The sequence below is a fragment of the Rhodovulum sp. PH10 genome, from assembly GCF_000293785.1.
GTDB lineage: Bacteria > Pseudomonadota > Alphaproteobacteria > Rhizobiales > Xanthobacteraceae > Rhodoplanes.
The window spans coordinates 1-13,312 of record NZ_AKZI01000045.1 but is presented as its reverse complement, the minus strand read 5'-3'; the positions used below and the strand labels follow the sequence as shown (position 1 = coordinate 13,312).

Here is a 13,312-nt window from a genome sequence, read left to right as displayed (position 1 = left end):
CGAATCCGCTCGCCGGCGGTCCCGTCGGCCGATCCGCTCGGCCGGAGCGCCGGGAGCCCATTGCGAGCTTCCTCGATGAGCAGGTCGGCAGCCGCGCCTCGCCGTGGCATCAGGATTTCCACGTCTCTCTACCTGTTGTTCGGCCTGTGCGCCGTGGTGATGGGCGTTCAGTCGTCGCTGACGCTGGTCGAGGCGTGGAAGAAGGTCCGCGCCACCGATCAGATCGAGGACATCGCGGTCGCCAATCGCGAGCTGTTCGACGTCATTCAGTACACGCTCGGCGAGCGTGGAACGATGTTCAATGCGCTGCAGGCGGACAAGCTGGCCGATCCCAAGCTCGCGGCGCAGTTCTCGGCGGCGCGCGCCAAGGCGGCCCCGGCACTGCAGGCGCTGCTCGTCGCCTGCGGCAGCCTGAAATGTGCCGACGGCGACGTGGTCGGCGAGCTGCGGCGCCGCGCGGCGGATCTCGAAGCCATCCGCAAGACGGCCGATGCGGCCATCACCCGGCCGCTCGCCGAGCGCCCGCCCGGTCTCGCCAAGGAGTATTTCGCGACGCATCTCGCGTTCAGCTCCGAGCTGGAGCGGGTGTCGTCGGCGCTGACCGACAAGATCCGGATGTTCGACCCGGTGATCGCCGAGCTGGTCCAGATCAAGGAAGCGGCCTGGACCGTGCGGGCATATGCCGGCAAGGAGCGCACCCTCACCCAGCAGATCAGGACGGCGCGGGCGTTCTCGGCCGAGGCGCGCGAGCAGCGTGCGGCGCTCGGCGGCGAGACCAACGTCGCCTGGAACGTCGCCCGGACGCTGGCGGCCCGTCCCGGCGTCGCACCGTCCGTGGTCGCGGCCATCGGCGAGGCCCAGCGCAGCCGGTTCGAGACCTATGCGGCGATCCGCACCGAGATCGAGAAGGCGGCGGCCGAGGGGCGTGCCTCGCCGGTCCCCGAGCTCGACTTCTTGAACGCCGCCAACGCCTCGCTCGATGCGCTGGTCGCGGTCTGCACGGCGGCGCTGGCCGAGATCATCCGCCATTCCGACGCGCTCGCCGCGGACGCACGCCTCGCGCTCGGCCTCTCGATCGGCGGGCTCGCGCTCGCGCTCGTGGTCGGCGCGGCCGGCTTCCTGGTGGCGTGGCGACGCATCGCGCGGCCGCTCGGCCGGCTCACCAGCAGCATGCGCGAGCTGGCGGACGGTAATTTCGACGTGGTGCTGGCCGGGCTCGGCCGCGGCGACGAGGTCGGCGAGATCGCCGGTGCGGTCGAGGCGTTCAAGATCAAGGCGGCCGAGAAGGCCCGTCAGGAGGTGGAGGCCAAGGCGGCCGCCGACATGGCGGCAGCCGCCGAGCGTCGGCGCGAGATGCAGCGGCTCGCCGACGCCTTCGAGGGGGCGGTGGGCGAGATCATCGAGACGGTGTCGTCCGCCTCGACCGAGCTCGAGGCCTCCGCCGGCACGCTGACCCGCACGGCGGAGGCGACGCAGGATCACGTCGCGAGCGCGGCCGAAACCTCCGGCCAGGCCTCCGCCAACGTCCAGAGCGTTGCCTCGGCCACCACGGAGATGACCGCCTCGATCGACGAGATCGGCCGGCAGGTGCAGGAATCGGCCCGGATCGCCCACGACGCCGTCGAGCAGGCGAGGTCGACCGACGCCAAGATCGACCAGCTCTCGGAGGCGGCGGGCCGCATCGGCGACGTCGTCCAGCTCATCAAGGCGATCGCCGAGCAGACCAACTTGTTGGCGCTCAACGCGACCATCGAGGCGGCCCGGGCCGGCGAGGCCGGCAAGGGTTTTGCGGTGGTGGCCCAGGAGGTTAAGCAGCTCGCCTCGCAGACCGGCAAGGCGACCGGCGACATCGCCGCGCAGATCGCCGGCATGCAGTCCGCGACCCAGGACTCGGTGGTGGCGATCGAGGCGATCGGCACCACCATCGGCCGCATCGCCGAGATCTCCTCGGCGATCGCCGCGGCGGTCGCCCAGCAGGGCGCCGCCACCGGCGAGATCGCCCGCAACATCCAGCAGGCCTCGCACGGCACCGCGGCGCTGGCGAGCACCATCGAGGAGGTCCATCACGGCGCCCGCGAGACCGGCTCGGCCTCGGCGCAGGTGCTCGTCTCGGCGCAGGCGCTGGCCGGCGAGAGCAATCGGCTCAAGCTCGAGGTCGGCCGCTTCCTCGCCACCGTCCGGGCGGCCTGAGACGGGGTGGGACGCTCCGGCGGCGGTGCAAACCCGGCGCTGCGCACCTGCCGCGCGCTCAGGCGGTGGCCATCACTCCGGCCTCGCGGGTGCGCCAGTCGCCCTCGGCCCATTCCCGCACCCGCACCGAGACGCTCCGGCCGACATCGATCACGTTGAAGGCGTTCGGCTCCTGCCGGGTGCGGGTGGAGATGGTGGTGGCGGCCTGCACAACCAGAAGCTCGCCGCACGCGGCGCGGCGCGGCCCGGCGGGCACTGCGGTGGCGATCTCGCCCGGCGCGTGGCGGCGCACATAGGACAGGTGGAAGTGGCCGGACAGCACCAGCCGCACGCCGAGCGCGGCAAACGTCTTCAGCGCGAGGTCGGCACGCTTCACCGTCTTCATCGAGATCGCGACGTCCGGCTGTAGCAGCGGGTGGTGCGCCACCACGACCCGGACGGCGTGCTTGGGCGCCGCCTCGAAGCGGGCGGCGACCCGGCGCAGCTGCTCGCGGCCGATCGAGCCTTCCGCCCAGTTGAGCCCGAGCCGCAGCCGGCGCGCCGTGTTGATGCCGACCAGCGCCACGCCGTCGCGCACCAGCGTCGGCTCGATCTCCTCGGCGATGTAGCGGCGATAGCGCGCGTAAGGATCGAGGAAGCGCTGCACCAGGTCGCGCGCCGGCAGGTCGTGGTTGCCCGGCACGGCGAACACCGGCGCCCCCAGCGTGCGGAGGAAGTCGCTCGCCATGGAAAACTCGGCGGCGCTGCCGATCTGGGTGAAGTCGCCGCTCACCACCACGAGATCGGGGGCGTGCTCGGCCACCTCGGCGGCGAGCCCGGCGGCGATCTCCGCGTCGTGCCGGCCGAAATGGAGGTCGGAGAGGTGGACGATCCGCACGGCCGCTATCCGCTCGCATCCGGCCCGGCGGCAGGCGCCAGCACCGACAGCGCCTGCGGCCTGATCCGCACTTTCAGCGGCGTCGAGAAGCCCGAAACCTCACCGTCGATCATCAGCATCAGCCGGCGTCGCCGGCTGCGCAGCACGACGCTTTTCGCCGCGCCCACCCAAAGCTCCTCGCTCCGCCGCCAGCGGCCGACCAGCATGCCGGCGGCGAGCTTCACCATCGTGAACAGCCCCGGTCGCCGCAGCACGTAGAGGCCGAGGCTGCCGCCGTCGAGCCGCGAGCGGCAGAAGAAGCGGCCGACGCCTTCGTCGTAGGCGTTGTTCGACACCGCGATCGCCGCCGCCCGCACCACCCGGCGGCGCCCGTCGCCGGTGGTGAGGTGGGCGCTGATCCGCCTCGTCCGCCGGACTCTTCGGACGAAATGGCGGAGGAAGGCGAAGGACGCCCAAAAGCCGCGGCCGCGCAGACGCTCGCGGGCGGCGGCGAGGCCGGGCACGAAGCCGAGCACGATCTTGTGCAGGAAGACGGTGCCGTTCACCTCGCCGACATCGATCCTTTTCGGCGCCATCGTGGCGAGCGCGGCGATCGCCGCGTCGAGGTCGAGCGGCACGCCGAGATCGCGGGCGAGCAGGTTGGCGGTGCCGAGCGGCAGCAGCGCCAGCGTGCGGTCGGTGCCGACCAAGGCGCTCGCGACCGCGGTGATGGTGCCGTCGCCGCCCGCCGCGACGATCACCTCCGCCCCGCTTTCGATCGCCGCCTCGACCTTTTGGGCGAGCGTCGCCTCGGGGTCGTCGCCGGTGTCGGCATCGAGGCCGGCGGCGCGCAGCCGCGTCACGAGGTCGGAAGCGGTCAGGGCGCCGTCGGCGCTCGCCCCCGAGCGGGCGTTCAGCACCAGGTGCCAGCGGCGTTTCGCCCCGATTCGTGCGTTCGGCAGTGCGTCCGGGGCGAGGGGCGGCGAGGCGGTGGTGAGCGCGTCGATCATCGGGAATGCACGGGTGCTCGGGAAAACCGAAAGCAAACGCCGTCGCCGCCGGTTCGTTCCTCCGCCCGTTCGCCGGCTGCTCGGCAGCGGCGGTCGCAGGGCACCGCTGCCGGTTTTTCATGCCCGCCTTCGTGTGGCCGCCGACGACTTCGAGTATAGGCAGATCGACACGAGTGAAGCGGCCACGGGAGGACGGCATGTGCGTCGCCGGATGCATGGATGCGGTGCGGGCAGCGGTGCGGCGCGAGGGCGTCTCGCGCCGCGGCTTCTTTCGCGGCACCGGGGCGGGGACGGTGGCGTTCGCCGCGACCGCGGTGGCGCCGGCCGGTCGCGCGCTCGCCGGGCCGGCGCCGGGGCCGGCGGCGGCGATGCTCGGCGAGGGGCGGCGGGTGATCGACCTCACCCACACGCTGACGGCCGATTTCCCGACCTTTCTCGGCGATCCGGCGATCACGTTCGAGGATCGCGCCGTCTTCGACAAGGACGGCTACAACATGAAGACCTGGACGCTGGTGGAGCACACCGGCACCCATCTCGACGCGCCGGTGCATTTCTCCGAGAACGCGGCGGCGGTGGAGGCGATTCCTGTCGAGACGCTGGTGGTGCCGCTCGCGGTGATCGACGTGACGGCGGCCGCCGACGCCGATCCCGACCATCTCCTCTCGCGCGCCGATCTCGACGCCTTCGAGGCCGCGCACGGAAAGCTGCCGGCGGGTTGCTGCGTCGCGATGCATTCCGGCTGGGGCAAGCTCGCCACCAGCGATACCGGCCGCTTTCTCGGCCGCGACATCGACGGCACCATGCATTTCCCCGGCATCGCCCCGGAGGCCGCCCTGTGGCTCCTGAAGGAGCGCGACGTCGCCGGCCTCGCGGTCGACACGCTGTCGCTCGACAAGGGTGCGTCGCAGGACTTTCCGACCCACAAGATTTGGCTGCCGGCCGGCCGCTGGGGGCTCGAGAACGTCGCCAATCTCGACCAGGCGCCGGCCTCCGGCGCGACGCTGGTGGTCGGGCTGCCCAAGGTGAAGGACGCCACCGGCGCCCCGGTGCGGCTCCTGGCGCTGGCGTGAGAGCGGGCGCGGCCGACCCGCCGTCGTGCGACGGCGGGCCGACAATCTGTTTCGCGGGATTGAGCGGGTCTCCGGCGCGGGCGGCGCGCTGCGCGGCGACATCATCGCCGACGCGATCGACCGCGGCTTTCAGCGCGCATCACCGACGCCTTTCTGAAAGGTGAAACTTTCCGTCTTCGGCACGAGCCTTGGTAGATCGTGCCACCGCGCGGCCTGCGTGATCACGCATTGTTGCGAATGCAGGAGGGCGTCTTGACCGTGTCCGTCGCGGCGGTCAGACGTTTCAATGATCGGACGATTTCGGATCGAACGCTTTTGGATCGGAGGATCCGGACGAGCGAGCGTATCTGGTCTGGTCCGCGGTGGCCGCAGTCTCGATCGCCGAATGCGACGTTCGATGTCGCTACGTCACGGTATCACGACGTCACGACGTCACGACCCGTCGGTCGGGATCGCGTCGACCACGCCGCTTGCGGACGCGCAAAGCAGATCACGTGAGAAACCAGCCGAGGTCGAGATGAACGAGGCCGTCCGCATCGGACCCGCCGACAGGGCGAGCGGGGGACTGCTCGCGCTGATCGGCGACACGCCGCTCGTCGAGCTGACCCGGCTCGACACCGGTCCGTGCCGCCTGTTCGCGAAGCTCGAGGGCCAGAACCCGGGCGGCTCGATCAAGGATCGGCCGGCGCTCGCGATGATCCGAGCGTTCGAGCGCGACGGCCGGCTGACCGCCGGCGGCACGCTGGTCGAGGCGACCGCCGGCAACACCGGCCTCGGCCTCGCGCTGGTCGCCGCGCTGAAAGGTTATCGGCTGATCCTGGTCATTCCCGACAAGATGAGCCGCGAGAAGGTGCTGCATCTGAAGGCGCTGGGCGCCGAGGTGGTGATGACCCGCTCCGACGTCGGCAAGGGGCATCCGGAGTATTATCAGGATCTCGCCGAGCGCATCACCGCCGAGACGCCCGGCGCCGTGTACGTGAACCAGTTCGCCAACCCGGCCAATCCGCTCGCGCACGAGACCGGAACGGCGCCGGAAATCTTCGAGCAGATGGACCACCGTCTCGACGCGGTGGTGTGCGGCGTCGGCTCGGGCGGGACGCTCACCGGCCTGTCGCGTTTCTTCGCCCGCACGTCGCCGGCGACCGAGATCGTGCTCGCCGATCCCGACGGCTCGATCCTGATCGACGTGGTCGAGGGGCGCACGCCACGAACGCCGGGCGCTTGGCTGGTCGAAGGCATCGGCGAGGATTTCGTGCCGCCCAACGCGGACCTTTCTCGCGTGCAGCGTGGCTACACGGTGACCGACCGGGAGGCGTTCCTCGCCGCGCGCGAGCTTCTGAAACGCGAGGGCATTCTGGCCGGCTCGTCGTCCGGCACGGCGCTCGCCGCCGCGCTGCGTTACTGCCGCGAGCAGACCCGGCCGAAGCGGGTGGTCACGCTGTTTCCGGACAGCGGCAACAAGTATCTCTCGAAGATGTTCAACGACACCTGGATGGCCGACCAGGGATTCGTCGAACCGTCTCGCGCGCGGCATTCGCCCTTCGCTGATCCGCCTCTCGATCGGCCTCGAGGACGCCGACGATCTGATCGACGATCTCGATTTTGCGCTCGGGGGCCTCTGATCGACGATCGCATCCGGTGGACGACGTGGAAATTGGCACCGAACTTGCTCCGCGTCGTGGCGTTGCCGAGACGATCCACCCGCGCCGGAGCAAGACGATGCTCGACACCACCTTCGAATCCACGTCCCGCCACGCGCGCAAGCCCGCGACGATCGCCGCCGCCGACCGCGACCTGATCCACGTCGCCGCGACGGCGCTGTTGTTCCATCTGGTCCGTGCGGCGCGCCATCCGTCGGCAGCCGGGCCGGCGCGCACCGATGCGCGGCCGACGTCGGCGGGCTGACTCGGCGACGAGACGCGCTGCAGGCGACGATACGTGCCGCGGGGCAGGGCGCGCCTCCGGTGAATCTGGTCGTCACGCCGGCCGCCGCTGTATCCCGGACGCGGGCTCGCGTCCGGGCACGACGCTGCGAGCGTCGTCGAAGGGCGGAATGGGGCAGGCGATCGTCCGATATGGCGGACGGATCTCCGCGATCTCGAGCGTCTCGTCCGTTTCTCTCGCGGATGCGTCGGTGGAGTGGAGGAAAGCGTTCGGTGTCACGGCTTGTCGCTTGCAGCATCGTACCGTCGGCCTAGGCTCCGATCGAACGACGGAGATGGTCCGTCACACGACCGGAGCAAGACGATGACTGCCACCATGACGATGCCGACGATGCCGACGATGCCGACTGCGATGCCGATGATGAACATGCCGATGATGGGCATGATGCCGATGATGAATCCGATGATGAACTCGATGATGCCGATGGGCATGATGTCGGGAATGAATCCCATGATGAACCCGATGACGGGCATGGGCGGCATGATGCCGATGATGATGTGCAGGACGACCTGCACGATGACGCCGACCGGCATGACCTGCGAGATGATGCCGATGGACCCGTCCATGAAAGACATGTTCATGCAGTGCTGCCAGACCATGTGCACCATGATGGGCAACGGCATGCCGATGATGATGGCGTGCGGCGGCATGACGATGTGCTGCATGCCGATGGCGAAGTGATCGCGCGGTCGGAACGAACGGACGGCGAGGCCGACGCTGCCGGCCTCCCGCTGTCGGTGCTGGACACCGGACGGTGGACCAAACGGTCTCTCAGCCGACCGTCTCGACATAGGTCATGACGAGGTACAGCACCGCCTCGGTGGAGCCGAAATTCCGGTAGCCGTGCGGCACGTCCGCCTCGAACAGGATGGCATCGCCCTCGGCCAGCGCGTGCGGCGGCTCGGTGCCGATCAAAATCTCGATGGCGCCCTTCGCCACGATGAGATTTTCGTGAGTTCCGGGGGCGTGCTCGCGGGCGTCCTCGCGGTGATAGGGCGCGATCCGGATCTCGTAGAACTCGACCTGCCGCTCGCTCTCGAACGGAAACAGCGCGCGCGAGGTGAACCGTCCGTCGCTCGATGCGAGGACTTTCGCGCGGTCGCGCCGCAGCACGATCGTGCCGGACTCGTTCTGGTGCGCCAGAAGATTGGCGAACGGCACGCCGAGCGCGGTGGCGACCTTCCACAACAGGCTGATGGTCGGGGCGCTCTTGCCGGTCTCGATCTGCCCCAGCATGGCGCGGCTGACGCCCGAGAGCTTCGCGAGGCGCTCGAGCGAATGGCCGCGACGGGTGCGCAGGCGGCGCAGATTGCGACCGACGATCGCCGGCAGCTCGGCCGCGGAGTCGTGGTCGTCGGCAGGCGGATCGCGGTCGCAGCTGTCCGACGGCACGTGCCTATTCATCGTCGATGGCACCGCGGCGCGGCACCAGCAAGACCGGCGTCCACATCACCATGAAAGCGATCGGGACCATCGTCCAGCCGAACAGCGGCGTGGTCGGTGCCGCGCCGGCGAAAGTCTTCGCGGCGGCCGTCGCGCGCCGGTGCTCCCGGTAGGCGGAAAGATCGATGACGGTCGCCCCCTGCATCGTGATCGGCTCCTGTCGCTTCGAATGCGTTTTCCGCGGGCCCGGGGCCCGGTCCGAGCCCGTCGCTCCGCAATCCCCGGCCGTCCCGGCGGCTCCGATCCTCATCGATGGCGCGACCGCGGCCGCGGTTCAAGACGCGCGCGGAGAAAACGACACCGCGTTGGTCGGGCGGTCGAATGCGACGATGATTTTCTCTGGCGGGCGCCGTGCGGAGATCGCTCGTTCGCGGCCGAAGCGACGGGGCTGTCGCGGCGTCCATGCACCGGTGCTCGGCGGTGCATGTCGTCGAAATTCCGAGGAAGGGCGGCAAGGACGTCGCGAAGCCCGAGGCGCGGCTGACCGCCACCGAGGAGGCATCGAGGTCGCTGCCGGCGCGTGGCGGCGGTGTCGCTGCGAGCCCCGATGCGCTTCGGGCGCTGGCGGACGCCCGCATCTGCACGCCGACAAGGGCTCCGACTCGAAGCCATCCGCCGTCGAACCGGCGAAAAAAGGGTTTTTGTGAAAGCCATCTTCGAGCACGAATGAATGGGGTTCCCGTAAAGGGTTGGTGATTTGTGACGGTGCATATGAACGATCGAGCCATCTTGGGGGGCGATCGCCCGAATATGTTGGATCGCGGATCGCCGTCCCGGCGCATCCATCAGGATGCGTCGCTTGGCCGACGCACCTCTCTGAACGCATGAGTGGTCATCGGTATTCGAGCGATGAGCGGCGGGACCGAGGCCGCTCGTCGGCTGGATGCCGAGGTGTTCGATGGTATTCGCCAGCCATCCGGCCGACCCGCTTGCGAAGACCAGGCGGTCCGGTCGCCTTTGTCGGTCCAATCGAGCCGACCATGCGCTATGCGATACTGCTTACTCCGAACTGCATAATCCGACCTTCGTCGTGATCACGCGGACGAGATCCCGAACGATCGGCCGATGGACTCCATCGAGCGCGATCTCGATGTGATGCCGGGAAAGTGCCTGCCCCGCCGCGCCCGTCCATCTGCGTCGGTGGCCGCTCGGGGGCGAAATCTCGACATGGACAACGAGGGTAGTTATCCTTTAAGCACAGCCAAAAGCCGACTGTCGCAATCGGCCGCGACCTGCGACCGTCACTCGACGCCGGCGGCTGTGCCGACAGTGCCGTAGGACGCAGTCACTCGGCTCGTTTGGAAACAAGATGGATTCCTCTTCAGGCATTGCGAAATCGCTCACCGGTATCGAAGGGTTCGACGATCTGACGCTGGGCGGCGTTCCCAGCGGACGCCCCACCCTCGTCTGCGGATCGGCCGGCTGCGGAAAAACCCTTTTCGCGACGACCTTCCTGGTCCACGGCGCGCGGGACTACGACGAGCCGGGTGTCTTCGTGACGTTCGAGGAACAGCCGGCCGACATCGCCGCAAACGTCGCGTCGCTCGGCTTCGACGTGGGCGGGCTGATCGACCGAGACCTGCTCGCGATGGAGCACATCGCCATCGATCCGTCGGAGGTGGCCGAGATCGGCGACTTCGACCTCGAAGGCATTTTCCTGCGCCTCGAGCTCGCGATCGACGCGATCGGCGCGAAGCGGGTGGTCCTCGACACGATCGAAAGCCTCTTTTCCGCATTCACCAACCAGGCCGTGCTGCGCGCGGAAATCCGCCGCCTGTTCGACTGGCTCAAGAACAAGGGGATGACGACCGTCATCACCGCCGAGCGGGGCGACGGCACCCTCACCCGGCAGGGGCTGGAGGAATACGTCTCCGACTGCGTGATCCTGCTCGACCACCGGGTGCACAATCAGATCTCGACCCGGCGGATGCGCATCGTGAAGTATCGCGGGACAGCGCACGGGACGAACGAATACCCCTTTCTGATCGACCAGGACGGCTTTTCGGTGCTGCCTGTCAGCTCGCTCGGGCTCGACCATCGGGTGTTCGACGAGCGTGTGCCGTCGGGGGTCGCCGATCTCGACGACATGATTGTCGGAGGCGGCTTTCACAGGGGATCGTCGATCCTCGTTTCGGGCGTCGCGGGGTCGGGGAAATCCTCGCTCTCCGCGAGCTTCGTCCACGCCGCTGCGGTGCGAGGCGAGCGGGCGATCTATTTCTCGTTCGAGGAAGCCCCGGGGCAAATCGTTCGCAACATGGCGTCCATCGGGCTGGACTTCGCACCCTACGTCGACAGAGGGCTCATCCGCTTCGTCTCGGCGCGCCCGACATTCTACAGCCTCGAGATGCACCTGGCGATCATGCTTCGCGAGGTGCAGAAATTCGATCCGCAGCTGGTGGTCCTCGACCCGATCTCGGCCTTCATGGAAAGTGGCGACCGGCTAGAGGTCCAGTCCATGCTTCTGAGAATGGTCGACTTCCTCAAGACCAGTGGGATCTCCAGCATGTTCACCCACCTGATGCACTCCCAGGAAGGCGCGATCGTCACCGATGCCGGCCTCTCCTCGCTGATGGACGGCTGGATCCTGATGCTCAACCGGGAGGCGAACGGGGAGTTCAACCGGGAGCTCTACCTCCTCAAGGCGCGAGGCACGGCGCATTCCAACCAGGTGCGCGAATTCGTCATGAGCAGTTCGGGCATTCGGCTCCTGCCGCCCTATCTCGGCGAAACGGGCGCTCTCACCGGGTCGGCGCGACGCTTCGAGGAAGCGAAGACCAGACGCGCCGAGGTCGCGCGGCTTGCCGAGGTCGAGCGCAGCAAGGCCATGATCGAAACGCGCCGGCGCAAGGCCCAGGCGCAGATCGAGGCGCTGCAGGCCGAACTGGACGCAGACGAAAAGGAATTGGCAAGGGTCTCCAAGGCCGAAACCGATTACCTTCGACAGGCCGCTACGGACGCATACGAGATGGACGTCAGCCGGAGCGGCGGTAACCGATCGAGACTGAAATGACCGACACCGCATCTCCGAAGAAGCTCATCCTCTACGTGGCCGGGCAGACGCCCAAGTCTCTCGCCGCCATCGCCAACCTCCGGAAGATCACCGAGGAGCGCTTGGCCGGGCAGTACGAGGTCGAGGTCGTCGATCTCAGGCAGAACCCCAAGCTCGCCAAGGAACACAGCATCGTTGCGATCCCCACCCTGGTGCGCGAGCTGCCGGTTCCCATCCGCAAGATCATAGGGGATCTCTCCGATGTCGAAAAAGTGCTGGTCTCACTGAAGGTTCAGGGCGAATGAGCCTGGACGAGATCGCCGAGCTCCGGCGGCGCCTGGCGGAAGCCGAGGACACGATCCGCGCGATCCGGCAGGGCGATGTCGACGCGCTGGTGGTCGGCCAGCAGGGCGACCAGCAGGTGTTCGACATCGGCGGTGGCGCCGACGCCTATCACGCCTTCATGGAGGTGATGAATGTCGGTGCGGCGGCAATCGACCAGTCCGGCAGGATTTTGTATGCAAACGCCAACCTGACCTCGGCGCTCGGCCTGACGCAGAACTCCGTGCGGGGGAGCCTGATCTCGGACGTGGCGCCGGTGGAGGTCGCGGAGGCCGTCGACCATCTCCTGGTGCCGCCGTTCCAGGGCGCGCTCTCGAAGCAGGTCGACTTCGAGCGGAACGGCGAGACGGTTCACTACATCCTCGCCGCCAACACCTTCCAGCTTTCGACCACGCCGGCTGTGGCGATCACCTTCACCGACGTGACCGAACGCGTGCGCGCCGAGGCGGCCGAGCAGAGCGAGCGCGCCGCCAGAGCCGTCATCGCATCGGCGAACGAGGCGGTGCTGGTCTGCGACAAGGACGGCGTCATCACCCATGCGAACGCCGCCGCCCACGCCGTGTTCGATGGCGATCCGCTCGGCATGGAATTCGCCGAAGCGGTCCCGCTGAAGCTTCCCAATGCGACGGGGCTCATGCAGGCCGAGGACATCGTGTACATGGCGACGCGAGGCACCGCCGTGCAGGGCGTCGAGGCCTACGCGCCGAACGCTCCGAAGGTGAAGGACTTCCTCGTGAGCGCGGCACCGCTTCGGATCGGCAACGACGCGATCAGCGGCTGCGTCGTCACGATGGTGGATCTGTCGCAGCGCAAGGAGGCCGAGAAGCGGCAGCTCCTCCTGATGCGCGAGCTCGACCACCGGGTGAAGAACACGCTCACCCTCGTCCTCTCGATCGCGAGCCGGACGCTGCACCACGAAGACACGCTGGAAGGCTTTCACAAGGCCTTCACCGGACGCATCGAGGCGCTGGCCGCGACGCACAACCTCCTGGCGGAAAACTCCTGGACCAGCCTGAAGATCGAAGACGTCGTGCAGAGCGAGCTCGCGCCCTTCACCGGCGGCGTCACGGGTCGGCTCGTCACCCGCGATCTCGGGCGCCTCATGGCTCCGCGGGCGGCGATCGCCTTCGGGCTCGTCATCCACGAGCTCGCCACCAACGCCGCGAAGTATGGCGCGCTGTCCGTCACTGGCGGGAAGGTTTTCGTGCAGCGGGTCGCGCAGCCCGACGACGAAGATCGCTTCGTCGTGGAATGGCGCGAGCGCGGTGGCCCTCGCGTCGAACCTCCGCTCCGCCAAGGCTTCGGACAAACCGTCATCGCGCGGAGCCTCCAATACTCGTACACGGGTGGGGCGGAAGTCGTGTTCGAGCCGGAAGGGCTGGTCTGCCGGATTTCGTTGCCAATGGAAGACTTGCACGACTAGTACTACCGTTGCGTCTTTTTGAGGGCTTCGGCATCATCGGCACGG

General features: G+C 68.4%; 13 protein-coding genes. 8 read left to right on the top strand and 5 right to left on the bottom strand.

What is annotated here, in order from left to right; genetic code table 11:
• Positions 1-75 precede the first annotated feature (75 nt).
• On the top strand, positions 76-2,190 hold the full coding sequence (locus A33M_RS08735; protein ID WP_237718327.1) for a methyl-accepting chemotaxis protein: 2,115 nt from the start codon (positions 76-78) through the stop codon (positions 2,188-2,190).
• A 58-nt stretch (positions 2,191-2,248) separates the two neighbouring features.
• Here the strand turns inward: A33M_RS08735 and A33M_RS08730 are convergent, their stop codons facing one another.
• Entirely contained in the window at positions 2,249-3,067 is an 819-nt protein-coding gene (locus A33M_RS08730) for a metallophosphoesterase family protein (RefSeq protein WP_008385899.1), read from the bottom strand.
• A 5-nt stretch (positions 3,068-3,072) separates the two neighbouring features.
• On the bottom strand, positions 3,073-4,056 hold the full coding sequence (locus tag A33M_RS08725; RefSeq protein WP_008385897.1) for a diacylglycerol/lipid kinase family protein: 984 nt from the start codon (positions 4,054-4,056) through the stop codon (positions 3,073-3,075).
• A 197-nt stretch (positions 4,057-4,253) separates the two neighbouring features.
• Here A33M_RS08725 and A33M_RS08720 point away from each other — a divergent pair, with 197 nt between their 5' ends.
• The 4 genes from A33M_RS08720 (at position 4,254) to A33M_RS08710 (ending at position 7,031) form a co-directional block, all read left to right on the top strand.
• Positions 4,254-5,126, top strand: a complete 873-nt coding sequence (locus A33M_RS08720) for a cyclase family protein (protein ID WP_008385894.1) — start codon at positions 4,254-4,256, stop codon at positions 5,124-5,126.
• 25 nt (positions 5,127-5,151) lie between these two features.
• The gene (locus A33M_RS25225) at positions 5,152-5,283 is read left to right on the top strand and encodes a hypothetical protein (RefSeq protein ID WP_008385892.1); all 132 of its coding nucleotides are present in this window, start codon (positions 5,152-5,154) and stop codon (positions 5,281-5,283) included.
• Between the two features lie 360 nt (positions 5,284-5,643).
• The gene (locus A33M_RS24865; protein WP_443212813.1) at positions 5,644-6,924 is read left to right on the top strand and encodes a PLP-dependent cysteine synthase family protein; all 1,281 of its coding nucleotides are present in this window, start codon (positions 5,644-5,646) and stop codon (positions 6,922-6,924) included.
• Positions 6,846-7,031, top strand: a complete 186-nt coding sequence (locus A33M_RS08710; protein ID WP_040619828.1) for a hypothetical protein — start codon at positions 6,846-6,848, stop codon at positions 7,029-7,031. The genes A33M_RS24865 and A33M_RS08710 overlap by 79 nt, the downstream gene beginning before the upstream one ends.
• Positions 7,032-7,285: 254 nt before the next feature.
• On the opposite strand, the gene A33M_RS24400 is transcribed toward A33M_RS08710, so the two are convergent.
• From A33M_RS24400 to A33M_RS08695, 3 genes are all read right to left on the bottom strand, one after another.
• Complete coding sequence (locus tag A33M_RS24400) at positions 7,286-7,636, bottom strand: hypothetical protein (RefSeq protein WP_192814097.1); 351 nt, start codon at positions 7,634-7,636, stop codon at positions 7,286-7,288.
• 205 nt (positions 7,637-7,841) lie between these two features.
• Positions 7,842-8,462 (bottom strand): helix-turn-helix domain-containing protein, encoded by a 621-nt coding sequence (locus A33M_RS08700; RefSeq protein ID WP_008385886.1) that lies wholly within the window; start codon positions 8,460-8,462, stop codon positions 7,842-7,844.
• Positions 8,463-8,466: 4 nt separating this feature from the next.
• Positions 8,467-8,658: a hypothetical protein gene (locus A33M_RS08695; RefSeq protein ID WP_008385884.1), complete on the bottom strand. Its 192-nt coding sequence runs from the start codon at positions 8,656-8,658 to the stop codon at positions 8,467-8,469.
• Positions 8,659-9,822: 1,164 nt separating this feature from the next.
• Here A33M_RS08695 and kaiC point away from each other — a divergent pair.
• The 3 genes from kaiC to A33M_RS08680 all read left to right on the top strand — a co-directional run bounded on the left by kaiC (position 9,823) and on the right by A33M_RS08680 (position 13,267).
• The gene (kaiC, locus tag A33M_RS08690) at positions 9,823-11,523 is read left to right on the top strand and encodes a circadian clock protein KaiC (protein ID WP_008385882.1); all 1,701 of its coding nucleotides are present in this window, start codon (positions 9,823-9,825) and stop codon (positions 11,521-11,523) included.
• The gene (locus A33M_RS08685) at positions 11,520-11,807 is read left to right on the top strand and encodes a circadian clock KaiB family protein (protein ID WP_008385880.1); all 288 of its coding nucleotides are present in this window, start codon (positions 11,520-11,522) and stop codon (positions 11,805-11,807) included. Before kaiC ends, A33M_RS08685 begins: the two co-directional genes overlap by 4 nt.
• Before the next feature lie 116 nt (positions 11,808-11,923).
• Positions 11,924-13,267, top strand: a complete 1,344-nt coding sequence (locus A33M_RS08680) for a sensor histidine kinase (protein ID WP_237718325.1) — start codon at positions 11,924-11,926, stop codon at positions 13,265-13,267.
• Positions 13,268-13,312: the final 45 nt, after the last annotated feature.

Bases quoted from the DNA above. Each gene is read 5' to 3' on its own strand.
- A33M_RS08725 (WP_008385897.1), bottom strand. From the start codon at position 4,056: ATGATCGACGCGCTCACCACCGCCTCGCCGCCCCTCGCCCCGGACGCA.
- A33M_RS08710 (WP_040619828.1), top strand. From the start codon at position 6,846: ATGCTCGACACCACCTTCGAATCCACGTCCCGCCACGCGCGCAAGCCC.
- A33M_RS08735 (WP_237718327.1), top strand. From the start codon at position 76: ATGAGCAGGTCGGCAGCCGCGCCTCGCCGTGGCATCAGGATTTCCACG.
- A33M_RS08695 (WP_008385884.1), bottom strand. From the start codon at position 8,658: ATGCAGGGGGCGACCGTCATCGATCTTTCCGCCTACCGGGAGCACCGG.
- A33M_RS24865 (WP_443212813.1), top strand. From the start codon at position 5,644: ATGAACGAGGCCGTCCGCATCGGACCCGCCGACAGGGCGAGCGGGGGA.
- A33M_RS08685 (WP_008385880.1), top strand. From the start codon at position 11,520: ATGACCGACACCGCATCTCCGAAGAAGCTCATCCTCTACGTGGCCGGG.
- A33M_RS08720 (WP_008385894.1), top strand. From the start codon at position 4,254: ATGTGCGTCGCCGGATGCATGGATGCGGTGCGGGCAGCGGTGCGGCGC.
- A33M_RS24400 (WP_192814097.1), bottom strand. From the start codon at position 7,636: ATGGACGGGTCCATCGGCATCATCTCGCAGGTCATGCCGGTCGGCGTC.
- kaiC (WP_008385882.1), top strand. From the start codon at position 9,823: ATGGATTCCTCTTCAGGCATTGCGAAATCGCTCACCGGTATCGAAGGG.